Origin of the sequence: Pedobacter zeaxanthinifaciens (assembly GCF_003313335.1) — a bacterium.
Taxonomy (GTDB): Bacteria; Bacteroidota; Bacteroidia; order Sphingobacteriales; family Sphingobacteriaceae; genus Pedobacter; species Pedobacter zeaxanthinifaciens.
The window spans coordinates 52,470-77,061 of the sequence record NZ_QMHP01000005.1 but is presented as its reverse complement, the minus strand read 5'-3'; the positions used below and the strand labels follow the sequence as shown (position 1 = coordinate 77,061).

Annotated in this window: 19 protein-coding genes; 7 read left to right on the top strand and 12 right to left on the bottom strand. The window is 39.2% G+C overall.

The window, feature by feature from the left end; translation table 11 throughout:
* Nucleotides 1-62 precede the first annotated feature (62 nt).
* The 4 genes from DUT68_RS09065 to folP form a co-directional block, all read right to left on the bottom strand.
* Nucleotides 63-1,250, bottom strand: a complete 1,188-nt coding sequence (locus tag DUT68_RS09065) for an aminotransferase class V-fold PLP-dependent enzyme (RefSeq protein ID WP_113637722.1) — start codon at nucleotides 1,248-1,250, stop codon at nucleotides 63-65.
* 146 nt (nucleotides 1,251-1,396) lie between these two features.
* Nucleotides 1,397-3,889, bottom strand: coding sequence for a YfhO family protein (locus DUT68_RS09060; protein ID WP_113637720.1), 2,493 nt, complete (start codon nucleotides 3,887-3,889; stop codon nucleotides 1,397-1,399).
* A gap of 304 nt (nucleotides 3,890-4,193) precedes the next feature.
* Nucleotides 4,194-4,976: a diadenylate cyclase CdaA gene (cdaA, locus tag DUT68_RS09055; protein ID WP_113637718.1), complete on the bottom strand. Its 783-nt coding sequence runs from the start codon at nucleotides 4,974-4,976 to the stop codon at nucleotides 4,194-4,196.
* A 239-nt stretch (nucleotides 4,977-5,215) separates the two neighbouring features.
* Nucleotides 5,216-6,070: a dihydropteroate synthase gene (gene folP / locus DUT68_RS09050; protein ID WP_113637716.1), complete on the bottom strand. Its 855-nt coding sequence runs from the start codon at nucleotides 6,068-6,070 to the stop codon at nucleotides 5,216-5,218.
* A gap of 59 nt (nucleotides 6,071-6,129) precedes the next feature.
* On the opposite strand from folP, the gene DUT68_RS09045 reads away from it, so the two are divergent.
* From DUT68_RS09045 to DUT68_RS09020, 6 genes are all read left to right on the top strand, one after another.
* Nucleotides 6,130-6,672: a DUF1599 domain-containing protein gene (locus DUT68_RS09045; protein WP_113637714.1), complete on the top strand. Its 543-nt coding sequence runs from the start codon at nucleotides 6,130-6,132 to the stop codon at nucleotides 6,670-6,672.
* Nucleotides 6,673-6,703: 31 nt separating this feature from the next.
* Nucleotides 6,704-7,456, top strand: a complete 753-nt coding sequence (locus tag DUT68_RS09040) for a phytanoyl-CoA dioxygenase family protein (RefSeq protein WP_237088304.1) — start codon at nucleotides 6,704-6,706, stop codon at nucleotides 7,454-7,456.
* 4 nt (nucleotides 7,457-7,460) lie between these two features.
* Nucleotides 7,461-8,612, top strand: a complete 1,152-nt coding sequence (locus DUT68_RS09035; RefSeq protein ID WP_113637712.1) for a BT_3928 family protein — start codon at nucleotides 7,461-7,463, stop codon at nucleotides 8,610-8,612.
* A complete protein-coding gene (locus DUT68_RS09030; protein ID WP_113637710.1) occupies nucleotides 8,612-9,667 on the top strand; it encodes an ABC transporter permease in 1,056 nt (351 codons plus the stop codon). Before DUT68_RS09035 ends, DUT68_RS09030 begins: the two co-directional genes overlap by 1 nt.
* 302 nt (nucleotides 9,668-9,969) lie before the next feature.
* Entirely contained in the window at nucleotides 9,970-10,191 is a 222-nt protein-coding gene (locus tag DUT68_RS18675) for a four helix bundle protein (protein ID WP_370738868.1), read from the top strand.
* Nucleotides 10,192-10,256: 65 nt separating this feature from the next.
* Nucleotides 10,257-10,763 (top strand): shikimate kinase, encoded by a 507-nt coding sequence (locus DUT68_RS09020; protein WP_113637708.1) that lies wholly within the window; start codon nucleotides 10,257-10,259, stop codon nucleotides 10,761-10,763.
* Here DUT68_RS09020 and DUT68_RS09015 read toward each other — a convergent pair whose 3' ends face one another.
* From DUT68_RS09015 to DUT68_RS08985, 7 genes are all read right to left on the bottom strand, one after another.
* Nucleotides 10,764-11,159 carry an acyl-CoA thioesterase gene (locus tag DUT68_RS09015; protein WP_113637706.1) on the bottom strand — a complete coding sequence of 132 codons (396 nt, stop codon included), beginning with the start codon at nucleotides 11,157-11,159 and terminating at the stop codon, nucleotides 10,764-10,766.
* Between the two features lie 143 nt (nucleotides 11,160-11,302).
* Nucleotides 11,303-12,850: a DHA2 family efflux MFS transporter permease subunit gene (locus DUT68_RS09010; RefSeq protein WP_113637704.1), complete on the bottom strand. Its 1,548-nt coding sequence runs from the start codon at nucleotides 12,848-12,850 to the stop codon at nucleotides 11,303-11,305.
* Between the two features lie 100 nt (nucleotides 12,851-12,950).
* The gene (locus tag DUT68_RS09005; protein ID WP_113637702.1) at nucleotides 12,951-13,988 is read right to left on the bottom strand and encodes an HlyD family secretion protein; all 1,038 of its coding nucleotides are present in this window, start codon (nucleotides 13,986-13,988) and stop codon (nucleotides 12,951-12,953) included.
* Between the two features lie 7 nt (nucleotides 13,989-13,995).
* Nucleotides 13,996-15,360 carry a TolC family protein gene (locus tag DUT68_RS09000; RefSeq protein ID WP_113637700.1) on the bottom strand — a complete coding sequence of 455 codons (1,365 nt, stop codon included), beginning with the start codon at nucleotides 15,358-15,360 and terminating at the stop codon, nucleotides 13,996-13,998.
* On the bottom strand, nucleotides 15,357-15,977 hold the full coding sequence (locus DUT68_RS08995; protein ID WP_113637698.1) for a TetR/AcrR family transcriptional regulator: 621 nt from the start codon (nucleotides 15,975-15,977) through the stop codon (nucleotides 15,357-15,359). Before DUT68_RS08995 ends, DUT68_RS09000 begins: the two co-directional genes overlap by 4 nt.
* 985 nt (nucleotides 15,978-16,962) lie before the next feature.
* On the bottom strand, nucleotides 16,963-17,727 hold the full coding sequence (map, locus tag DUT68_RS08990; RefSeq protein ID WP_113637696.1) for a type I methionyl aminopeptidase: 765 nt from the start codon (nucleotides 17,725-17,727) through the stop codon (nucleotides 16,963-16,965).
* Nucleotides 17,728-17,810: 83 nt separating this feature from the next.
* Complete coding sequence (locus DUT68_RS08985; RefSeq protein WP_113637694.1) at nucleotides 17,811-19,517, bottom strand: M28 family peptidase; 1,707 nt, start codon at nucleotides 19,515-19,517, stop codon at nucleotides 17,811-17,813.
* 143 nt (nucleotides 19,518-19,660) lie between these two features.
* Here DUT68_RS08985 and DUT68_RS08980 point away from each other — a divergent pair, with 143 nt between their 5' ends.
* Complete coding sequence (locus DUT68_RS08980) at nucleotides 19,661-22,255, top strand: AsmA-like C-terminal domain-containing protein (protein WP_113637692.1); 2,595 nt, start codon at nucleotides 19,661-19,663, stop codon at nucleotides 22,253-22,255.
* Nucleotides 22,256-22,391: 136 nt separating this feature from the next.
* On the opposite strand, the gene DUT68_RS08975 is transcribed toward DUT68_RS08980, so the two are convergent.
* A complete protein-coding gene (locus DUT68_RS08975; RefSeq protein ID WP_237088303.1) occupies nucleotides 22,392-24,356 on the bottom strand; it encodes a beta-N-acetylhexosaminidase in 1,965 nt (654 codons plus the stop codon).
* Between the last annotated feature and the right edge of the window lie 236 nt (nucleotides 24,357-24,592).

Sequence of the window (24,592 nt, the reverse complement as noted above, 5' to 3'; positions counted from 1 at the left end):
ATGATTGAACTATTAAAATGAGATTAGAAAATGTAGTGATTTCGGCAAAAATAATAGCTAAATTAAAGCGAAGAGAAGTTGTCTGCTGACAATAAGTCAGTAACGGCTTCCATTTCTTCAAGTGTATTAAAATAATGAGGCGAAAATCGAATTGCCCAGTCTACATTTTTTTCACTAAAATCTATTAATGCACCTCCTTTAAAACTTACAGAATAGTAAATGTTATTTTTGGAAAGTACTTCTTGCAATGCCTGTAGCGGCACATTGTGATGATGAAAAGTGACGATGCTTGCTAATTTCAAACCTTTGTCCAAAACCTCTAAGTTACTGTTGCGTTGTAACATTTCCCGCAATTGCGAGCTCAGGTTGATGTTATAAGCTTCTATATTAGCCATTCCAACACTATTTGCATAGCGTATGGCTTCAGTTAGGCCAATAACAGATGCACATGATCTCTCCCAAATTTCAAAGCGCTTCGCATCATCGCTTAACTCATAGGCATTTGGTGCTGTCCAGCGGGCACCGCTCATGTCTAGTAATAATGGCGCTAAACCTTGCGACAGCACACGATCAGATACGTAAAGGAAGCCAGTGCCCCGTGGCCCTCTTAAAAATTTTCTGCCAGTAGCCGTTAGGAAATCACAGGCGATTTTTTGGGTGTCAACAAGGAGTTGACCAACAGATTGGCAGGCATCAACTAAATACAGGATTCCGTTTTGTTTACAGATTTCCCCAATTTCCTCGACGTTTTGGATTAAACCCGAATTAGACGGAATGTGTGTTACCGCTACTAATTTAGGTTGATGATTTTTAACTAACTGAAGGAAATCATTTAGATCTATTTCGTTGTTAGCTAATTTTTTAACACGATGAATACGAAGGCTTAGCCTCTGTTGTAGTGATAGGAAAGCAATTTGATTGGAGATGTAATCGTCATCAGTGGTAACAATACTATCTCCAGGTTTAAATGGTATGCTAGATAGTGCCTTCGCATAAGCATCGGTGGCATTGGTAGCAAACGCGATATTTTGTGGCTTACAGTTAATAAGCTTTGCAGCCTCAATGTAAAACTCATTTAAAGCGGTATTTTGTTGGCTTGCTACATGATATCCACCAAATTCTTGCTCCAATTGCAGGTATTCCATTTGTTTTTGGATTACGCTTTTGGGCATTAAAGAGGCTCCAGCGCTGTTTAGGAAAATCTTATCGTGGCAACCTCGTGTATCCTGCCTTATTTGATCTATTTGCATGATGAATTCTTTGCCTAAAAATACAATTTAATTGAAGATTTCAAATTGGATAAACAAAGCGTAAAGGCAAACGAAAAAGCCCCTAGCAAATTGCTAAGGGCTTTCTTTGGATGTATGCTAACGCCAATAAGGTAGCACTGTAAATATTAAGCTGTTTTTTTCTTTTTGGTTTCGCTATAACCAGCAAAACCTAGGCAAAGTAATAATAACACTGTCCCAGCTAATGATATTTTTTCGCCTGTATAATATGATTTAGGTTCGAATTTAAATTCCACTTTGTGGTTACCTGCTGGAAGTTGAGCAGCACGTAAAATATAATCGGCACGGAAATACGGTTTTTGTTCGCCATCAACGTACATATTCCAGCCTTTATCGTAGTAAACTTCCGAAAATACTGCAATTGCATCACGAGGTGCACTGTAGCTGTATTCCATATGGTCAGGATGATATTTCTCTAATTTGATGAATGCAGTAGGATCTGCGCCTAAACGAGTGGTATCCAATAAAGATTTGTAACGCTCATCTATAATAGCTTCGCTTTTAGGGTCGAAACTGCTGATTGCTTTCATTTCCTCATCCGAATTTTTAACAAACTGCACGCCTTTTACAATCCAAGCATTACCTAAAGCAGTTGCATTTCTGCTCATTTTGTAAGAGCCGTTTTGAGGATCTTGCGTAATAAAGTATCTGGTATTCAGCATGTCCAACACATCTTGATTTACCGCTTTGCTAAATTGATGTTGAATCAGTTCATCGTATCTTTTCAATTTTGCCGCATGGTAACCACCAATTGTTTTATGGAAGTTAGAAGTGCTTGCATCACTAAACGTATTGATCGATTGATCGTACACCCTAAAGTAATCCTTATCACCAGCAATGAAGTTGTCTACGTCCCTAGGTTGGAAATAGTTAGTTAAGGTTGATTTGCTTTCGAAGTTTTTGTTGTTCAAATACTTGCGGTCTACCTGCCACATATCTAGTAATACGGCAAAAGCCAATAGGCCAAAAGCCAATTGCGCATTTAATTTTTTAGTAATGAAGGCCCAAACAATAGCATAGCCAATTACGATAAACAAGAACGCTCTAAATGCATCAGCACGGGCAATGGCTGCACGATCTTCAACTAGGGCATTAGCTAATTTTTGTGCCGCTGCTGCATTGTTTTGTAGGGCTTGTGTTAATGCCTGTACAATATCAGCGTGGTTGCTAGTTTTGAAGCTGAAAAACAGGGTAGGTGCAATAGCTACAATCAAGGCGAAACCACCGGTAATAGCTGCAGAGATTGTCAGTTTCTTTACCAACTCTTTCTGTTCCAATTTGCTCTCCTGAGCTTCCTTTAAGGCCAAAAATGCCAACAAAGGAACCATCAACCCAACTACGGCTAAAATAGATTCAACCGCCCTGAACTTATTGTAAAGAGGGAAGTAATCGTAAAATAAATCAGATATTAATGGGAAGTTTTTACCGAAAGATAGCAGCATAAAAAGAACAGTGACAGCTAAAGTCCACCATTTTAAACGGCTTTTAACGATAAATAAACCGAAGATGTACAAGAAACAAACGATTGCTCCGAAGTAATATCCACCAGATGTGCCTGGTTTTTCACCCCAATATTCTTGCATGTTAAAGCTTCCTGCCAATTGCTGAATTACCTGCGTAGTTTGTGCAGGGTCGCCACCGGAGAAATTTTCCGATACTGCTTTGTATAAATGACTTTCCGGTTTTACCAATTCATCGATACCGGTAGCGCCGCCATATAAATTTGGAATCAAAAATGTGAAAGATTCACCAACGCCTTGGCTCCAAGCATAAGCGTAATCTTTGCTCATGCCCGCTTTTTCTTTATTGCTGTTATCAGCTGTTAAGTTTGATTTGCCACGATTGGTTTCGCCAGCATATTCAGAGGTAGTCCATAACAAACTAGCATTAATAGTTACCGCCAACAATACTGCACCTGCTAAATAACCAATTGATTTTCCGAAGCCTGGTAACGTTTTGTTTTTATACGCTTGATATAACTCTATCCCAACTAAAATTAATAAAGCGAGGAACAGGTAATAGGTCATTTGAACGTGGTTAGCTCTAATTTCTAAAGCTAGAAATAGCGCTGTTAAACTTGCTCCCAGCAAATAACGCCCTCTCAAGGTCATTAAAATACTGGCAATAATTGGAGCAAAAAAACCAATAGCCAAAGCTTTATTGCTATGTCCTGCCGCAATTAACACAAAGTTATAGGTAGTAAATGCGAAGGCAATGGCGCCTGCAGCGGCCAACCAGGGATTAACTTTTAGCGTGATAAATAGGAAATATGCGCCAACTAATAGCAGTAGCACAGTACCTACAGGGTTAGGTAAAGCTTTGGTGATTAAAGCAATTCCGTAGGTGGCGCCGTTGTAAGCATATTCAACCCAAATTTGATAAGTTGGCATACCGCCAAACATTTGGTTTGTCCAAAGAGGCCCTTTTCCATCTTTCTCTTTGTACTCCATTATTTCCTTTTGCATGGCTTTCGACTGTATCACATCGCTCTGTGCAGGCGCTTTACCTTGCAAAACAGGACTGAAATAAACAAAACAGATAACAACAAAAGCTGCTAGAATGGCTAAATGGATGCCATTTTTATTGAACCAATTATTCATATGTGGTTAATGATATTTTAATTGTCATATGGAATAGCCATGTTGCCCTTATTTGCGGTTTTATAAACATGGATATTTAGTATTAATTTTTAACTCAGCCCAAAAATATAAATTTGGTACAGATTAAGAAGAAAAAGTTTGTGAAGCCTAAGTTGATGCAATTCGTTTCATCTTCCATCATTCCCTTGAAAACAGAAAAATCAAGCGATATGCGACTATTTTTAATTTGGTGTATCGGTATCCTGAGGTGAATAATAGGTTAGTTAAATCCTGTTCAAGTTCCCAACTTTACCGTAATAAACCACTAAAAATCTTTATTCAGCAGTTTTTCCAACTCCCCGAAAGAAACGTTCATTCGTACCCTGCCTTGTTTGGCATAGGCAATTTCTCCAGTTTCTTCAGAAATGATTACCGCAACGGCATCGGTAGCTTCCGAAACGCCAATGCCAGCTCGGTGTCTTAACCCAAATTGAGCAGGCAGTTTGTTGTTGTCCGTAAGCGGTAAAATGCAGCTGGCACTTTTAATTTTATTTTCGGAAATTACTACAGCGCCATCGTGTAAGGGGCTGTGTTTTTGAAAGATGCTTTCGAGCAGGCGCTTGGAAATTTTGCTGTCGATAATTTCGCAGCTGTTGGTGAAAAATTCATCATCATAGTACTTAACGAAAACCATTAAGGCACCAGTACGGGATTTTTTCATGCTTTTACAGGCATCAATAATTGGTTTGATACGAAGAAGATTATCTTGCTCTGCACTTTTACTTCCGAATAGGTAGCCCCACCACGCTTTATTTTTTTGCAGGAAGGTAGATTTGCCGAGGTGTAATAAAAACCTTCGGATTTCGGGCTGGAAAATAATCACCAAAGCTAAGATGCCTATGCTCATAAACTTGTTAATGATCGCTTCCAAAAGCTCCATGTGCAAGCCTTTAACGATATAGTACACCAACACAATGATGACCATACCTAGCACTAAATTTACGGCAAGCGTATTACGAATTAAGCTATAAATGTAATAGATGAGTATCGCCACTAAAGCGATGTCAATGGCATTTATCCAAGTAATGTTTAGAAAATCAATCTTCATTGCTGTACAAGATAGTAATTTTTTTAGTTGTTAGGTATTAGGGGGTAGGGATCAGGTATCAGTTGTTAGGTATCAGTAGTCAGGGATTAGGGATAAGTTATTGTTGTTATTAGGGAGGTGAACTGGCCAATAATCAAGCACCAATAAACAATAATCAATAATCAAGCACCAATAGTCAATTAACCAAATCACCAGTTAACCAATTAACCAAACAACCAAAAAACAAAAAAACCAAACAACTAACCAACAAGCCTGCTAATCAGCTTTACACACTCAACGGCTTCCTTTACATCGTGGACACGTAAAATATTGGCTCCTTTGAGTAAGGCGGCGGTATTAAGCACAGTCGTTCCATTTAAGGCATCTTCAGTTTTAATGTCAAGCGCCTTTGTGATCATCGATTTTCTAGAAATACCGACCAATACCGGCAGTTCAAAAAAATTGAGCAGTTGCAGGTCTTTTAAAAGTTGGTAGTTATGTTCCAAAGTTTTTGCGAAACCAAATCCGGGGTCCAACACCATGTCCTTCACCCCTAAATTTTGTAAGGTGCTGATTTTTTCGCTAAAGTAGGCGAACACCTCTTTACTGACATTTTCGTAAGTTGGATTTTGTTGCATCGTTTGCGGTGTACCTTGCATGTGCATCATAATGTAAGGCACCCGTAGCCTGGCTACCGTTTCGAACATTTTCTCATCTAAATTTCCAGCCGCAATATCGTTGATGATATGCGCACCTGAATTGATGCCTTCCTCAGCTACTTTTGCCCTGAATGTGTCTACAGAAATTATGGCTTCTGGAAAGGTTTTGTTAATGGCACTAACTATAGGGACTAGTCGTGTTATTTCTTCGGCTTCGTTAACGTCGGCAGCGCCCGGACGAGAAGAGTAGGCACCAACATCTATGAATTTAGCGCCATGCTCCAAGAAGCTTTCGGTGTGGCGTAATGCCTGTTCAACGCTCCCAGCACGACTAGCACTGTAAAACGAATCGGGAGTAATATTCAGTATCGCCATTACCGCAGGCTGGCTGAGATCAATCAATTTGCCTTTGCAGTTTAGCGTGTGTTTTCGGTTTAAAAATGTATCTTTAGCCATCGGTTTATATCAAACAAAAATAGCCTATTATTGGCTAAACATTAAATATTTTAATTGTTTTGGCAGCAAATACATCTTTAGAATACGATCAGGTCATAGCGGTTTGCAAATCGCTTTTTATTAAGAAAACAAAAGATTACGGTACTGCTTGGCGTATTTTACGCCCTTCGTCTATTACCGATCAAATTTTTATCAAAGCGCAGCGCATCAGAACTTTAGAAGAGAAAAAAGTTTCGAAAGTAGGGGAGGATGTAACCTCGGAATATATCGGGATTATTAATTATTGTGTGATGGCTATTTTACAGTTGGAGTTAGCTGAAAACGAACCCAACGAATTGCCTGTTGATGTTACAGAGGCTTATTATGATGAGCGTGTGCAGGAAACAAAGGATTTAATGTCGGCAAAAAATCATGACTACGGGGAAGCTTGGCGTGACATGCGCATAAGTTCATTAACGGATTTGATTTTAATGAAGATTTTAAGGGTGAAGCAAATTGAAGATAATGATGGGCAAACTTTGGCTTCGGAAGGAATCAAAGCGAATTATCAAGATATGTTGAACTATGCGGTATTTGCCTTGATAAAATTGGGATTGGGGTAGGAAGTTTAAAGTAAAAAGTCAAAAGTAAAAATTGAAAGATAACCGTTCCATAAATTCTGAAAATCAAGGTTTTGCAGTAAACATTGCTGAGCTAAATGAAATCGGGTTTTCTTCAGTAAATGGTATTTATGATGAACGAGAATTGAATCAAATACTAAGCTTGATTAATAGAGCGAATACCGACAGGCCTACATTCCGGAAATCTGACGATTTATTTGCGATTAGGCAGTTTTTAAAAGAAATTCCGGAAATAAGGGAGCTTATTTTTAATCCTAATTTAAAGAAGTTGGTTAATGAGATAGGAAAAGGAAAGGCGTTCGTAATTAAAAGTATTTATTTTGATAAGCCTGAAAAATCGAATTGGTACGTAGCCTACCATCAAGACTTAACCATTTCGGTAGATAAAAAAGTTGAACTTAACGATTTTGGCCCATGGACTATTAAGCACCAGCAGTTTTCGGTGCAGCCACCATTAGCTTTACTTGAAAGAAATTTTACCGTAAGAATTCATCTCGATGACACCTCACGCGATAATGGCGCTCTAAAAGTAATACCGTATTCACATCTTAAAGGGGTTTATAGGCCAGAAAGTATAGCTTGGGATAAGGAGCAGGAGGTGGTATGCGAAGTTGAAAAGGGTGGTGTAATGCTAATGAAACCTCTGATTTTGCATAGCTCCAACCGAACAACAAACGGACAAAAAAGAAGAGTGATACACATTGAATTTTCTGATGCCGAGTTGCCGCAAGCAATTCATTGGTCGGAAAAACTTTATTATAATTAACGATATGAAGAAAGCGCTTTTTCAATTTTCAAAATGGTTTGTTGGTATCCTGTTTATATTTTCGGGATTAATCAAAGCAAATGATCCGCTTGGTTTTGGGTATAAACTTCAGGAGTATTTCGAAGTTTTTCACCTCAGTTTTTTAAATGGTTGGGCTACGGGCATTGCTGTGCTGCTTTGTGTGTTGGAAATTGTTTTTGGAGCCTTATTGCTGCTGGGAATTTTCCGGAATTTTGTGGTTAAGGGCTTGCTGGCTACCATTATTTTCTTTACGTTTTTAACTTTCGTTTCTGCGGCGTTTAAAGTGGTAACTTCTTGCGGTTGTTTCGGTGATGCCATTCCGCTTACGCCTTGGCAATCGTTCGGTAAAGATATTGTGTTGTTGATACTCATTATTTTTATCTATCTCAATAAGGAATTTATTAAGCCTGTAACTGAAAAGTCGGGTGTACAAAGCGCTCTGTTCACGGTTGTTTTTACGGCATCTCTACTATTTGGAACGTTCACCTATAACTATTTGCCAATTATTGATTTTCTTCCGTATAAAGTGGGTTCAAATATTCCCGAAAATATGAGGATACCAGAAGGGGCACCTGTTGACGAGTATCTTATCATGTACGATTTGAAGAATAAAAAAACTGGAGAAACCAAAACCATGAGCGATAAAGACTACATGTCTAAAGAGGTTTGGAAAGATGAGAATTGGGAAGTTACTGGATCTCCATCGCGTAAGCTAATTAAAAAAGGATACGAGGTTAAAATTAAAGATTTATTGATAACGGATGCTTCGGGTACTGATTACACCAAAGAAATTGTAGAAAATCCTTACTATAATTTAGTGATAGTAGCTTATAATTTGAACGAAACTAATGAAGATGCGATAGCAAAAATGAACGCCTTGGCGCTAAATGCCGCCGAACAATTTAATATCCGTACGGTTTTGCTTACCTCTAATTCGGCACAGGATGCAGAGAAATTCAGTAAACGAATGAAACTTTTTATGGAAGTTTTTTATGCAGATGCTGTACCTTTAAAAAGTATGGTGAGGGCTAACCCGGGGATATTGTTGCTTAAAAATGGAACCATTGTCAATAAATGGCATTATCATGGCGTACCTTCTTTTGATGAACTTACAGCAAAATATTTTGGTAAATAATGGCAATATACGCACTTAAGAAATTATTGTACGGACTAGCGGTAATGGCCGGTGTGGTTGCCGTTGTGTTTGTGTTGTTCAACATTCTTCCGGGTGATCCGGCTCGTATGACGATGGGACAGCGCTCTGATGTGCAATCGCTAGAAGCTGTACGCAAGGAGTTTGGTTTGGACAAGTCTAAGCCTGTGCAGTTCTTTTTGTACCTAAATGATTTATCGCCTGTCAGCGTACATCAAAATACAGCAGATAATCGGGAAAAATATCATTACGCCAAGCTTTTTGCTGTGGGTGATGATGTTTGGGTGCTGAAAACGCCTTACTTGCGCAGGTCTTACCAAACAAAAAGGGATGTAACTACAGTATTAGCCGAAACTGTACCCAACACATTTGTTTTGGCTTTAACAGCTATGATTTTTGCTACAATCATTGGTGTGTTTTTGGGAGTGCTTTCGGCAGTTTACAAAGGCACTTGGATTGATAAAACGGCCAATATGTTTGCCATATTGGGAATTTCTGCTCCCGCTTTTTTTGCTGGTATTATCATTGCCTGGTTATTTGGTTTTGTATTGGCTGATTATACTGGCTTAAACATGAGCGGCAGTTTATATAGTTATGATCCTTTCGAAGGGGAGATCATTACGCTTCGGAATTTGTGGCTACCAATGATTACGCTGGGTTTGCGCCCCTTGGCTATTATCGTGCAGCTTACCCGCAGCGCTATGTTAGATGTGCTATCTCAAGATTACATTCGAACAGCTAGGGCTAAAGGTTTATCTCGTAAAACGATTATCTATAAACATGCGCTGAAAAATGCGCTCAATCCGGTAATTACGGCCATTTCAGGCTGGTTTGCATCTTTGCTGGCAGGTTCATTTTTTGTAGAATACATTTTTGGCTATAACGGATTGGGGCGCACCACAGTTTACGCCTTGGAAATGTCTGATTTTCCGGTAGTGATGGGCGCTATCTTGTTCATTGCCTTTGTTTTTGTGGTAGTTAATGTACTTGTAGACTTACTTTATGCTTGGATTGACCCAAGGGTTAAATTAGCTTAAGAATTTTGGTTAGAATTGGGTTAATTGTTTGAATGGGTTATTTGGGTAATTGTTTAATCGTTTGAGCTGGTTATGCGACTATTTTATAGCTTGCTTAGTTTTTGATTGCCGAAGTGCATCACAATTATTACTAAATTGCGGTGAACCAAATCTACAATTTAACATTTTACCAAAATGCATATCTACTCATTTGAAAAATTAGAAACTTGGCAAAAGGCTAGGTTATTTAGGCGGGAGATTTATATGTTAATCTTCGGACTAGTAGTCAAATTAAACGTTCTGCAGCAAGTATTGACGATTGTTTGGCCGAAGGCTCTGCTAGAATCACTTCTAAAGACAAGGCACATTTTATTACGACGTCTTATTCAAGCGCAATTGAGACCGTTAACCATTTGATACGTGCATTTGATTTAGAATTTATTACAGAAGAAGAATATGTGTATTTTCGTCTCAAATTGGATGAAATTGCAAATAAGTTGAACGCTTTAAGGAACTCAATACTTAAAACGGCAGTCCGCAACTAAACAATTAACCAACCACACAAATAACCATTTAAAACGATTAACCAAATAACTAAACAACCAGCCAAATGAAGATTTTCCTTGTGGGATTTATGGGGTGCGGTAAAAGTACCAAAGCAAAACAGTTAGCAAACTTATTGGCCTGCCCAGTAATAGATATTGATGCCATAATTGTGGAACAACAAGGTATGAGCATTGCTGATTATTTTGCAGCAAACGGCGAGGCTGCTTTCCGTAAATTGGAAAATGAGGTGCTGAAATCGTTTGACTATCCAGAAACTTGCGTGGTAGCTACAGGCGGTGGTTTGCCATGTTATTTCGACAATATGCAGTGGATGAATGAAAACGGGGTAACGGTTTATTTGGAAATGACGCCACCTCAGTTGGTGTCGCGTTTGCACAACCGCGAAAAAAGACCATTGCTTAAAGGTATGGATGATGAGCAATTGCTTGCTTTCATTATCAATAAGTTGGAGGAGCGTAATCAGTTTTACAACCAAGCAAAGGTTACTGTCAATTCCTTTGATTTGGACCCTAAAGATTTATTGGAGGAGATAAAGCAAACGAAGGCTTAACTAACCCAAATTTTCTAGTTTCTCATCTATCTTCCTCATTCTGGTTTTACCGTGAGGAATAGGTTCGCCATTATCATTCACGTTTACGAAAACCATTCTATCGATAGTTAATATTGCTTTTTTAGTGATTTTATTCCTCACCTCGCATTTTAAAGTGATAGAGGTTCGTCCAAATTCCGAAGCCGTCATTCCCATCTCCACAATATCACCTAGTTTACCTGATGAAACAAAGTTAATCTCGGAAATCAACTTTGTTACTACCTTTGGCGCCTCCAGTTGGCACATGGCATAAATTGCTGCTTCTTCGTCAATCCATTTTAATAAACTACCACCAAAAAGACTGCCATTTGGGTTCAAGTCTTCCGGTTTAATCCATTTACGAGTGTGAAAATTCATTGATGTTTTTGTTTAGTGCGAAGATAATGAATTGATTAATTTGTGTTTAGAAGATAAACGAATTTTTAAGGCGTAATTGGCATAAAAAAGGCCAGCGGTATTTAAACCGCCAGCCTTATCGTTATTGTGTGTGGAGTATTTTCTTAGTGAGCATCAACCGGCACATTGACGTTTTTCTTGAATTTTTGCAAGTATAACAGAGGGATAGAGCAAAGCATAACTGCTCCCGCAACCCAATAAGCATCGCTGTAAGTAAGCAGCAATGATTGTTTTACAACCGCACCTTCAATTGCTTTCATGGCCATTAATTTAGCATCAATAAACGATGCACCCTTAGCCATAAACGTATGCATCAAGCCATTTAGTCTTTCCGTAAAGGCAGGATTTTGCTCATTTACGTTAACTAATAAATTGCTGCGGTGAAAACCTTGCCTAACGTGAATCAACGTAGTTAGCGCTGCAATACCGAAAGAGCCACCTAATTGGCGCATCATGTTGTTAAGTCCGGAACCTTGACCAATTTCAGCACCTTTTAAGTCTTGTATGGCTAAAGTAGTAAGTGGTACAAACAGCAAAGCCATACCAAAACCCCTAATCACTAAAGGCCAGAAAAACTGATCAGTGCCTGATGATAAGGTTGATTTACTTAACATGTGACAGAAAACGAAGAACAAAATCATCCCGCCGGTTGCCATAAATTGTGCCGGGACTCCTTTTTTCAGCATGATACCAATGAAAGGCATCATGGTAATGGTACACAAACCGCCTGCAATAAATAGCTCGCCAGTTTGTAACGGAGAAAATCCGAGTAAATTTTGGCAAAAAATAGGGAATACAAACACCGAACCGTATAAACCAAAACCTAGGACAAATGAAGTAACCATACCAATGGAGAAACTTCTGTGTCGCATGATTTTAAAGTTAACGATAGGATGATCGGTGCTCAGTTCTCGCCAAATGAACAACAAAATCCCTAAAACTGATGCTACGGCTAATGCGGTAATGTAAGGGGTAGAAAACCAATCTTCACTTTCGCCTTTTTCGAGTACTGTTTGTAAACTGCCCACGGCAACGGCCAATAAAACAATTCCCCACCAATCAATTGGTGCACCTTTGCCATCCTTGGGCGTCTCCCTGACGAACATATAAGTACAATAGGCGGCTAAAATCCCTACTGGAATATTCACGTAGAAAATCCAAGGCCAATTGGTAATTTCTAGGATATAACCACCAATGGTTGGTCCCACTGTTGGGCCTACAACGGCACCTAGTCCAAATAACGCGGTAGCTATACCCACATCCTCACGTGGCCAGGTTTCAATTAGAATTGCCTGTGCAGTTGAAATTAAACCACCGCCTGCCAAGCCCTGCAAAATACGGAAACCTACTAGTTCCCAAAGCGAGGTTGCGTTACCACACAAAAAGGAGGCTACTGTAAATAAGATGATTGAAAATAAGAAGTAATTTTTACGGCCAAATCTGCTGCCTAACCAGCCCGACATGGGTAAAATAATTACGTTGGCTACAGCGTAACCGGTAGACAACCATGCTACATCTTCTAGCGTAGCACCAAGGTTGCCCTGTATTTGTGGGAGCGCCACGTTTACAATTGTCGTATCAATCAGCTCTAGCAATGATGCTGTGATTACGGTAAACGTAATGATCCATTTTTTTAAACCTACTTCGGCCATTGAATTAGTATTAGGGCCTCACCCAACCCTCGGACGGGCGGGGGAAGCATATTGCATTTTTCATTTCAAATCTCTCCCTTTGGGAGGGTAGGGTGGGCTTTTATATTTCTACAGAAACTTTCACGCTCATGCCTGGTCGTAATTTCTCTAATATTGCTTTGTCTTTACTAGCGATTTTTATTTTCACTGGTACACGTTGCACTACTTTCACGAAATTACCGGTAGCATTATCTGGAGGAAGTAATGAACCTTTTGCTCCTGTAATAGGAGAGAAAGTATAAACTTCACCCTCGATATCTTGATCTGGGTAGGCATCTACATCAATTTTAACTTTTTGTCCAGCTTTAATTTTCTCCAATTGAGTTTCTTTAAAATTGGCAGTAATGTAAATGCTGTTTTCATTTACGATAGAGAATAAAGTTTGACCCGCCTGTACCAACTGACCTTTTTGTAAGCTCTTTTTGCCAACAATACCGGTAGTAGGCGCCTTAATTTGTGTGTATGATAACTGAAGTTTCGCAAAATCTACATCGGCTTGGCGTTGTGTTACGCCATTGCTACTCACATTCAGCTGCGATTGCGTAGTGCCAACTTGTTTTACAGCAGCATTATATTGGTCTACTGCAGCGTCGTAAGTTGCTTGTGCTGTTTCTTTTTGTGCTTTGGCTTGGTCAAACGCCTGTTTGGTAATTGAACCATCTTTCACCAAGTTTTCGTAGCGTTCGTAATCTTTTTTCGCTAAATCCAACTTTACTTTCGCCGCCTCAATATTAGCTTTTGCGGTAGCTGTGTTAGCAGAAGTCGCGGCTATTTGCGCTTGTGTAACACCTACATTTGCATTTGCACCTGCTTGACCAGCCTGCGCTTGCTCTAGCTTAATTTTATAATCGCTGTCATCTAAAGTTACTAGTACCTCACCTTGGTTAACTTTAGCATTTTCTTCAAAGTTGATGTCTTTTACGTAGCCGCTAACCCTTGCAATAACCGGACTAATATCACCGTCAATTTGAGCGTCATCAGTATCTACGTGTTTGCTGTAATAATTATATTGAGTGAAACCGAAAATGGCTCCTATTACTAAAAGTACTCCTAAAATAATCGGAATAACTTTGTTTTTCTTTTTTTTGGGCTGTGTCATGGTATGCTTAGTTATTTTGAGATATTTTTCCTGTTGATTTTAATAAAGTGTAGTAAGCTAGTTTGGCATCAGCTTTAGCTAACTCCAAATTAATTTTAGCTTGATATAGCAAGGTTTCTGCGTCAATCCTATCAATAGCAGAAGCAATGTTGTTTTGGTATTTCGATTCCAACAATCTATCATTTTCAGTAGCCTGAGCTATAGAAGTTTCCAATACATCTATTTTTTGGACAGCTAGTTGGTAGGTCTGATAATTTTTATTCAGTTCGGTTTTTACATTGTCAGTAAAGATGTCTTTCTGCGTATCTATTTCCAATTGCTGTACTTTAGCCTCTGCCACCTTATTTTTATTGGTCCACAACGAACCAATGTTCCACGAAATAGTAGCGCCCAAAGTAATTGGCATTACAAATTGTTGGTTGCTAGGAATAAAGTTCCCGCTTGGATTTACGTAGTACAAGTTAGCGCCTAAACCTACCGTTGGTCTGGTGTTAGCCTTAATTGATTTGATATTGTAATCCGCCGTTTGATGCCTCAAGTTAAGCTGTTGCAATTCTTGTCGGTTGGTTAACGCAGCATTTAAATAAGCATCAAATGATGACAATTGAGGCAATGCATCATCAGCGCCTTTCAGTTCAATAGCAGTGTTTTCTGGCAGTCCTAAAAGGATATCAAGATTATAGTTGATGATTTTTCTATTGTTCTCAATTTCCATATCCGTTAGGGAAATGTTGGCCTGTTGCAATTGGAACCTCAATACATCATTTTTAGTTACCAAGCCTTGCTCATAAAAACGCTGTGCTTGTTTAAGTTGCTTTGAGATAGCGCTTAAGTTTTGCGCCACTACTTTTTTGCTTTGCAACAATTTGTACAGAGAGAAATAGCTGTTTACAACCGCATAACTCACTTCCTCTTTGTTTTTGTCGGCATCCAAAAGCGCAATTTCCTTTAAAAGCTTAGTAGATTCTTGCGCATATTTCAGCTTGCCACCACCGTAAACTAACTCTTGTACGGCAGCGGTTCCTACAAATGCATCGGCCCTGTTAGGCAAATGGATAGGATTACCTTCGCCAATTTTAAGCGTATTAGTAGGAATTTCAGCGTGGTTATACATGAAACTTGCTGATGCACTAGGTAAGGCATTGTCTTTAACTACTGCTAGTTGGGCAACGGCTTCATCTATTTTTTGTTGAGAGAGTTTTAAATTTTTGCTGTTGGCAATGCCTAAATCAATAGCTTCTTGTAAGCTCAATTGTTTTACATTTTGCGCCTTCAGCAGCGCTGGGGCTAAAAGAAAAACCAACAACAATAGCTTTATTAACGTTGGTTTTTTCAAATCCCTTTGATAACTGGTTGGATTTATTGGTATCATTTTTTGGGTGTTAAATGCGTTAGAATCATGTCTTTCAGGTGAGCAACTAATCTCTCGGTAATTATCTTCCGATCTTTGTCTTTGTTCAGGTCGTAGGTACTATCAGGAGCAATTTTGTTAGGAGAGGTGGTAACCATCGAAATGGTGCCCATCACGCTAACAATCGTCATTCGGATATCTACTTCTCTGAAATCTCCAGATTCGATCCCTTCTTTAATGATGTTTTCTATTACGATGAGATTTTGTCCCATGGCACCTTTAATTTGATCGAATACCTCAGGACGTAATGAAAGCGATAGTTCGCGATACATCATTTTATGAAAGTTGGCATTGCTTAAAATACGGGTAGCATATTTTTCAATTACCTTTATTAGTTTCTCTTTGGCAGGAATATTTTCCTCTTTAATTTGGTTGAGCTGAGATTTAAAGCTCAGCACTCTTTCTTCCAAAATTTCTTTAAACACGCCCATTTTACTACCGAAATAGTAGTTGATCATAGCCATGTTAGCGCCAGATTCAGCTGCAATTTGGCGTGTAGATGTACCCTCGAAGCCATATTCGCAGAAAAGCTTTTCAGCAGCTACGAGGATGTCAGTCTTTTTATCGGTTTTTTCCATCTTGTTTTTTTTGACGCAGCAAATTTAATCAATCGATTGATTAAATTGCAAATATTTTTTTGTGCGTTTACAAAAGGATGATAAAAGTTTACCCCTCTCTGCCTTCGGCATCTCTCCCCAAAGGGCGAGAGGTTTCATGGATAGGGATTGTGGGTTGTTGTGGACTGGTTTGATTGCTATGTTATTCTTGCTTGCTTACCTAATGTCGTGGTACGGAATATGCAGAGAGATCTTTGAAAGTATTTCCTTACATCATTACTATTCTCTCCCTATCAGGGAGAGATGTCCACAGGACAGAGAGGGTCTATTCAACTTAACACAAGGTAGTACTTTCGGTAAATTTGGGTAATAGAAGTTTACCCCTCTCTGCCTTCGGCATCTCTCCCAAAGGGGCGAGAGGTTTTCATGGGAAAAGGTTGTGGGTTGTTGTGGATTGGTTGCATTGCTATGTTATTCTTGCTTGCTTTTTAATATCGTGGTATTGAATATGCCGAGAAATCTTTGAAAAGTATTTCCTTAAATAGTTGCTATTCTCTCCCTATCAGGGAGAGATGTCCGCAGGACAGAGAGGGTTAATTAACCTAAAACAACACAGTACTTTCGGCAAATCGGGTAATTAAAGGTTTACCCCTCTCTGCCTTCGGCATCTCTCCCCAAAGGGGCGAGAGGTTTTCATGGGAAAAGGTTGTGGATTGGTTTGATCGCTATTAGGCTGCTTATTTTGCCCTCAAATCTCCTTATAGAGATGTTTAAAACGTATTTCCTTACATCGATGCGATTCTCTCCCTATCAGGGAGAGATGTCCACAGGACAGAGAGGGTTAATTAACCTAAAACAACACGGTAAACTTCGGTAAATTTGAGTAATAGAAGTTTACCCCTCTCTGCCTTCGGCATCTCTCCCCAAAAGGGCGAGAGGTTTTCATTGGACGGGGTTGTGGGTTGTTACGGCGGGAATTGATTTACTTTACGGAAATGCTTCTTAACTATTCCCAAATACCGTTGCTTTTAGTTAAAATAACCGGCTGGCCACCAGTGACCATAATGGTATGCTCATGCTGTGCCATAAAACCACCTTTATCACCTACCATAGTCCAGCCGTCTTCCAAAGTATCCGCATAGTTTGAAGCAGTAGAGATGAAAGTCTCGATAGCTACTACTGAATTTTTCTTAAATCTGGTGAAATTAAAACGATCGCGATAGTTGGCAATCTCATGTGGCTCTTCGTGCAAGCTACGGCCAACGCCATGACCAGTGAGATTTTTGATCACTTTGTAGCCTCGTTTTTTCGCTTCTGTTTCTATCAAAAGGCCAATATCTGCAACTTTAACGCCGCCTTTAATATTGCTGATAGCTTTTTGCAGAATCTCTTTTGAGGCGTCAATTAATTTTTGGTGCCCTTGAAGATCTTTCCCCAAAATAAAAGAGCCACCATTGTCTGACCAAAAACCATCCAGTTCAGCAGAAACATCTATATTAATTAAATCGCCCTCTTTTAAAATGCGTGTAGCAGAAGGGATGCCATGACAAAACTCGTTATTTACGCTAATGCAAGTGTATCCGGGGAAGCCGTAAGTTAAAAACGGCGCAGATTTAGCCCCGAGCTGCTTTAATAGCTCACCACCAAAATCATCTAATTCCTTAGTGCTCATGCCAACTTTTGCAAAATTTCTCATCTCTCTAAGCGTATGTGCCACTGCATCACTCACTTTTTGCATTCCTAGCATTTCTGTTTCGTTGGTAATTGACATGATCTAATTTTTTTACAAAAGTAAATTAACTTAATAACTGATGCTGAGTTTTTGGTTGATGTTGACTCAGGATAGACAATACCCTACTTGCCAAGCGCATTGATGTAATCTTGCGTTTGCTTTTCAATTGCCAAAGTAGCCACCTTAATGCTTGATCCTACACGTGTAGTTTGCGGTTTTACGGCCATATTTCCTATGGTGGCTAGGGCATCAACGTACCATTTGCCCCACACTTCGACAATGTGCTTTTCTTCGTCGGCAGATTTGCCACTTGCAATGGCTGCTTTACTCAATTCAAATTCTGTTTTTAAACGTAGCAAAGCATCTTCCTTAACTTGGCTCACGGTAGCAGAAGCTGTATTTTCATCTGCGGTTATTAAGGTATAAGCAACAGTTAAAGCGCTTACGCCAACATTCTTCATGGTTTTAGCGGATACCTTGTCCAGTCGATCATTGTCGGTATGGTAAAAAACGTCGGTAAAATGCCACATTAATAAACCTGGGATTTTGTTTTGTAAAAACGGCGTATGATCGCTACCACCTTCAAATGGATTGAATTTTACCATCCAGTTGGCAAATTTGCCCTGTTCTTTGCAGATGTCAAATACAAAATCGTTAAAATAATGTGGGAATAAATCTTTTTCTTTTACTTCTCCAGCTCCCCACTCGGAGTGTTTATCGTTACCGCGGGTCCAAATAGCCGATGGATCAGGCATTTTTTCTACCAAGAAAGTACCACCGGTTTTTTCAGTATCCTCACCAACCATATCCAAACTCATACCCCATAAAATTCCCTTAGCACGGTCGGTATCTTCCGTAATGTATCTACGGGTAGATGTAATTTCATCGCCCCATAAAAATGTAAGGCTTCGCTGCGGCTTTAGCTTGCCCTCTTTTACTAATTTGGCAGTTAATCTAGCCATTTCTGCTAAAGTGCCCACGCCTGTGGCATTATCGTTAGCTCCGGGCTCTTGTACGTGTGCGCTATACACAAAACGTTCATTAGGTTTAACAGTACCTCTAACATTGGCAACAATGGTGAGCTCTTCGCTTGGATAAGTTTTGGTGGTGATATTGACCTTTAACTCCACTTTTCCCTTTAAACAAGCTGCTTTTAAACTCTCTTTTGAAGCGTAGGATAGAAATAAAGCCCAAACGCCGGCATTGGGTTGCATCGGACTAAATTGAATGGAAGTGGTATGTTTTGTTGGCTGATTAAATTCTGGTAATGCAAAACCCAAAGCACCAATAGCCCCCGATTTGCTCGCTAAACTGATCAAACGTTGTGTTGCAATATCGCCAAAGATGATTTTTCCTTTCAAATCTTTTCCTTCCAAATCTTCTTTAGTGGCTTTATTTACAAACACTACTTCTGCGGTAACCCCTTCGGCAGGTGTGGATACACAGTTGATTGGGATCATGTTTCTGTTGGTTTTGAATGATTGTAGCGGCGTGTTTTCTCCCACAATGCTGATGTTGGCATCAACGGGTTCCCAGGCCTCACGTTTCATCGCTCTTTTTTCGATACGATAGGTTAGGGGCGCTTCAAATTCATCCTTTTTTTGCAGTACAAAGCCCGCTTTTTTTAGTATTTCTTCAACACGGTAAATACTGGCATCAAAACCTTTGTTTCCAGGTAAGCGAAAAAATTGTTCCACAAATGCAGTAGTAGCAAAGGCATTATTCTCGTTAAAGCCTGTTCTGGTTAATTTAAAATACTGCTCTTTTTGAGTTTGCGCACTAGTGTTGAATGCTAAGGCAATAAATGCAATGAAGAAAATTTTTCGCATATTTAATGTTGTAAGCCGTAAAAATAGCCAATAAAATCATTTTAAGCGGTATAATTCGTTCTCATCTTTAAACAATGTATCAACCGGTTTACTAAATCATAAACCAACAATAATTAATACTTTTGCCAAATAAATTACACACCATGAAAAAAATTCTTCTAACCATCGCCATTGTTTTTGCCGTACTATTGGTAGCAGCAGCGGCGGTTCCCTACTTATTTAAAGATCAAATTGTAGCCAAAGTAAAATCGGTTATTAACCAAAAAGTTAATGCCAAGGTAGATTTTAAAGCTTTTGACCTGACCTTGATCCGCTCCTTTCCTAAAATGGGCATTAGACTTAATGATTTGTCTGTAGTTGGTATTGATAGCTTTGCAAATGACACCCTAGCAAATATCAAACAGCTACAATTAGACCTTAATTTAATGAGCGTAATTAAGGGCGAAACTTACGAAATTAATGCAGTGAGCCTGCAAGAACCAACCATTTTAGCTAAAGTGCTGAAAAGTGGAAAAGCCAATTGGGATATCATGAAGCCTGATAGTACGGCAAAACCAGCTGATACCGCAAGTGCCAGTTTTAAAGCTGCTTTGGAAAAATACAATATAGAAAAAGGCAATATTACGTATGACGATGCTTCATTAAACTTTTACTTGAAGGCTGAAAATTTGAATCACAGTGGAAAAGGAAACTTCACACAAGACATATTTACGTTAGCTACTGTGTCTGACATAGAGAAGTTGACGGTTAAATACGGTGGCATTCCATACTTAAACGGCGTAGTGCTGGATGCAAATCTTCCCTTGGAAATGGATATGAAGCAAATGAAGTTCACCTTTGGGGAAAATAAAATCAAATTGAATGAATTGGTACTTTCGGCCGTGGGTTATTTAGCGATGCCAAATGCTACGGATATGGTAATGGACTTGAAATTTGATGCGCAACAATCTGATTTAAAGAACTTTTTATCCTTAATTCCAGCTATTTATGCCGCAAATTTTAAGGATATGCAAGCTACTGGAAAGTTTGGTGTAGATGGTGTAGTTAAGGGTACTTACAATGAAAAATCAATTCCTACTTTTAATTTGAACTTGGCAATTAAGGATGGTAAAATCAAGTATCCATCATTTCCTTCCGCTATCAATAACATTCAAGTAAAAGCCAATGTAGCTAATCCAGATGGGGTTTTGGATCATACCGTGGTGAATATTCCTGCATTTCATTTGGAGTTTGGCCAAGCACCGCTTGATGGGCGTTTGTTGGTTAAAAATCCAATGAGCGATCCTTTTGTGGATATGGCATTAAAAGGAAATTTAGATTTGAAACAACTGACTACCATTTTTCCATTGAAGGATATGACTATTTCTGGAAACCTTCAGGCTGATGTACAAGCGGCCGGTAGGAAATCTTCGGTTGACAAAGGTCAATATCAAGATTTTAAAGCTTCAGGACAGATGCAGGCTAGCAACTTCCTTTACAAGGGAAAAAATGTGCCGATGCCGGTGAGTATACCTGCTGCCAAAATGACCTTTAGCCCTAAAAATATCACTTTGAGTAACCTTACTGCCAAGTTGGGCAGAAGTGATTTCCAAGCAAACGGTTCGGTGAATAATTATTTGAACTATGTTTTCAAGAAAAATCAATTGCTGGAAGGAAATTTCAACCTTACGTCTAACTACATTGATGTTAATGAGTTGATGGGTCCAAATGTGGTACAGGAAAGTAAATCAAAAGAAGAGGTTCCTTTGGCGATTGTTGAAGTGCCTGCAAATATCAATTTCAATATGGCTTTAAAGGCTAATAAAGTGAAATACGATAAGTACGATATTAGTAATGCTAGGGGTGCTTTGCAAGTGAAAGACAGAACAGTTTATTTTAAGAATTTGGGCTTAGATATGGTGGGCGGAACTATTAAAATGAATGGTTCATACACTACGGTAAATCCTAAAAAACCAAAAGTTGATGTTGATTTTGGAATGGAGAAAGTGGATATTCAGCAAGCCTTTAACACTTTTAATACGGTGAAATTGCTTACGCCAATTGCGCAATATGCAAAAGGAAGCTTTTCTACTAATTTAAAGTTCAACTCTGATTTGGATGATAAGATGATGCCAATTTATTCGTCCCTAAATGCCGAAGGTTTAGCGAATATCATTCAGGCAATTGTTGATGGTTTTGAACCCGTAAATAAATTAGCCAACACTTTAGGGGTTTCAGAATTGAAACGCGTAGAGGTGAACAACTTGAAAACTAAGTTTAGAATTGAGGATGGCAGGCTAAAAGTGGCGCCGTTTGATATTAAAGTGAAAGGAATTAGCATGAATGTCCAAGGTTCTAACGGTATTGACCAAACTATGGATTACGATTTGGTATTAAACGTGCCAAGGGCGATGTTGGGTTCCAAAGCAAACGACCTTGCAAATTCAGCTTTAGCCAGCTTGAACGGTAAACTTGGTACAAATGTTTCGGTTGGTGAAACCATTAAAATTAATGCAGATTTGATGGGGACGTTCTTAAAGCCAAGTATCAAACTAAAATATGGCGCTGGGGAAGGCTCGGCCAGTAATGCAGCGAAAGCAGCCGTTAACCAAGTAGTGGAAGAGAAAAAGGCAGAATTAGAAGCAAAAGCTAAAGAAAAAGTTGATACGTTAAAGAAGAAAGCTGTTGAGAAAGCAACCCAGGAAATTGGTAATAAATTGAAAGGGCTGTTTAACAAAAAGAAGAAAGATACGCTATAATAACATTAAGTTTTAGAATGAATTAAACTTCGTAAGTTTTAACAACTTACGAAGTTTTTTATTGCTTTCAACCTTAGTTTATTTCAGGAGTTTTGCTGCAACTAGGCATTACATGTGGCTACTTAAACTCAGGTTGTTATTTCTTCGGCGCTCTTTTGTTCAATTCTTCAATTGGCATGTTCATCATTCTACCAATAGGCTTTTTATCGCGATAGGTAATTACCCTTAGCATGTTGGCATCAACTGGAACAACCAAAGGTTCGTTGTACTTCGGGTAAAAATGATCTGGAAAGGAATTATCGAAACTATAATAAATATCTAGTCCCTCCACTTCGGTAGTTAAAGTAACCAATAGCTTGCCATCTGCCGTACGTTTCACCGCAAAAATAGGATCGTAAACACTTGGTGCATATTTGGTTTCAGCAATATTTAAGCGTTCAAAATGCTGTTCGGTACGGGCAAAAAAGTTTTTCCAGTTTTTCTTTTCTTTCGGACTCCAAACACTTTCAGCAATAGCAAATCCGCGTGGCCAAGTTTGGTATTCGGCTTGGCGTATGTTGTACACTTGTTCAGTCCATAAATTACCTTGACCACCTTTGATGTATTTAGGGTCCACCCCATCAGGAACAGGATCAAATTCGTATGTTTTGCTCAAGCGTAAACCTTTGTACACTTTAGGCTCCGTAATTTCATCGGCTTGCATATAATCCAAATAGGCATATTGCGTGGGGCTCATTACCACCTCATGTTTATTTTTTGCAGCTTGCACACCATATTTCATATCTCTCCAACTCATTACTGCTGTACTTTGCGAAACGCCACCTTCCAACACTTCGTCCCAAGCCATAAAACGTTTACCATGCTTAGCCACAATTTTCTCCAAACGGCGTTCAAAATAACCTTGTACCTGCGCCATCGTTTTTAAGTTCTCACGTTTCATGAGTTCAGCAATTTGTGGGGTTTTCTCCCAGAAATTATGAGGCGCTTCATCACCGCCCATGTGCATGTATTCAAAAGGGAAAATACTAGCTACCTGAGCAACCACGGTATCTAAAAATTCATAAACCTTTTCGTTAGCCGGACAAAGCGTATTATCTACCATTGCCAGGGGAGGGGCGCCTCTGCTCCAATCCATAATGCGTTCGCCACTGCGTACTTTGTAATTTACCGCTTCAGGTGTGCAAGATAGCTCCGGATAAGAAGCCACTGCCGCTAAACTATGTCCTGGTACATCAACCTCTGGTAAAATGTTAACGAAACGTTCCTGGGCATAAGCTACTAACTCTTTCAAATCTGCCTGCGTGTAAAATCCACCATAGTTGCGTGGCTCATCGGCAGTAGGTGGAATAAACGTTCCAAAACTGCCCACACGTTTAACATTCCAAGCGCCAACTTCGGTTAGTTTCGGATAGCCTTTGATTTCTATCCTCCAACCTTCATCATCCGTTAGGTGCAAATGCAAAATATTGTATTTATAGCGCACCATGGCATCAATGTATTGCTTTACTTCTTCTTTGGTGAAAAAATGCCTTGCTACATCAAACATTAAACCTCTCCAAGTCAATCTAGGATAGTCGGTAATGTTTACACAAGGAATTTGCCACTTCACTTCTTCCTTCACTTCATCCTTACTCTCTATTTGTTTAGGCAGTAACTGCATCAGCGTTTGTACGCCATAAAAAATGCCAGCTGGTTTATTGGCTGTAATTACAATTTGCTGCGGTGTAACTTGTAAATGATAACCCTCTGCACCAATTACGGCATCGTTTCGGTCGTTGATTACCAATTTGATGTTGGCATTAGCCGATGTGGTGGCTGTTGAACTCACAAAAAAGCCAGTGGGTACGCTCAAACGCTCTTGTAAAAAAGAGATTGTCTGCTTTAAATCTGCAGGTTTGGTTGCTTGTATTAAAATATTTTGTGGGAGGATGAAATGCCCTTCCTGTTTAATGATGGTAACAGGCTCTGGAATAATGGCGATTTCGCTATGCGCATGATTGGCAGTTTGGTTAAATACCATGCCATCTGTAGCAACCACTGTATTTTGTGCAGCAGCAGTTAGGCAGCCAGCAAGTAGTAATGACGAAAAGAGTAGCTTCATTATATATTTTTTGTGTGAAATGGCAATTTACCAAATAGGAGCGGGTTAGCCAATGTAATTATTAAAAAATATTAAAAAAGGCCTAACAAGATTTGTCTCTTATTAAGCCCATAACCTAAAAATGTTATTAATATTTATTTTCTAATCAATAAAGCGCCAATTATACTAAAGGATAACACTATTATCAAATGTATTGCTAAGTATGGCATTGACACCTCTAAAGCTGAAGATTTAAT

Bases quoted from the DNA above. Each gene is read 5' to 3' on its own strand.
- DUT68_RS09065 (WP_113637722.1), bottom strand. From the start codon at position 1,250: ATGCAAATAGATCAAATAAGGCAGGATACACGAGGTTGCCACGATAAG.
- DUT68_RS09060 (WP_113637720.1), bottom strand. From the start codon at position 3,889: ATGAATAATTGGTTCAATAAAAATGGCATCCATTTAGCCATTCTAGCA.
- cdaA (WP_113637718.1), bottom strand. From the start codon at position 4,976: ATGAAGATTGATTTTCTAAACATTACTTGGATAAATGCCATTGACATC.
- folP (WP_113637716.1), bottom strand. From the start codon at position 6,070: ATGGCTAAAGATACATTTTTAAACCGAAAACACACGCTAAACTGCAAA.
- DUT68_RS09035 (WP_113637712.1), top strand. From the start codon at position 7,461: ATGAAGAAAGCGCTTTTTCAATTTTCAAAATGGTTTGTTGGTATCCTG.
- DUT68_RS09030 (WP_113637710.1), top strand. From the start codon at position 8,612: ATGGCAATATACGCACTTAAGAAATTATTGTACGGACTAGCGGTAATG.
- DUT68_RS09020 (WP_113637708.1), top strand. From the start codon at position 10,257: ATGAAGATTTTCCTTGTGGGATTTATGGGGTGCGGTAAAAGTACCAAA.
- DUT68_RS09015 (WP_113637706.1), bottom strand. From the start codon at position 11,159: ATGAATTTTCACACTCGTAAATGGATTAAACCGGAAGACTTGAACCCA.
- DUT68_RS09010 (WP_113637704.1), bottom strand. From the start codon at position 12,850: ATGGCCGAAGTAGGTTTAAAAAAATGGATCATTACGTTTACCGTAATC.
- DUT68_RS09005 (WP_113637702.1), bottom strand. From the start codon at position 13,988: ATGACACAGCCCAAAAAAAAGAAAAACAAAGTTATTCCGATTATTTTA.
- DUT68_RS09000 (WP_113637700.1), bottom strand. From the start codon at position 15,360: ATGATACCAATAAATCCAACCAGTTATCAAAGGGATTTGAAAAAACCA.
- DUT68_RS08995 (WP_113637698.1), bottom strand. From the start codon at position 15,977: ATGGAAAAAACCGATAAAAAGACTGACATCCTCGTAGCTGCTGAAAAG.
- map (WP_113637696.1), bottom strand. From the start codon at position 17,727: ATGTCAATTACCAACGAAACAGAAATGCTAGGAATGCAAAAAGTGAGT.
- DUT68_RS08985 (WP_113637694.1), bottom strand. From the start codon at position 19,517: ATGCGAAAAATTTTCTTCATTGCATTTATTGCCTTAGCATTCAACACT.
- DUT68_RS08980 (WP_113637692.1), top strand. From the start codon at position 19,661: ATGAAAAAAATTCTTCTAACCATCGCCATTGTTTTTGCCGTACTATTG.
- DUT68_RS08975 (WP_237088303.1), bottom strand. From the start codon at position 24,356: ATGAAGCTACTCTTTTCGTCATTACTACTTGCTGGCTGCCTAACTGCT.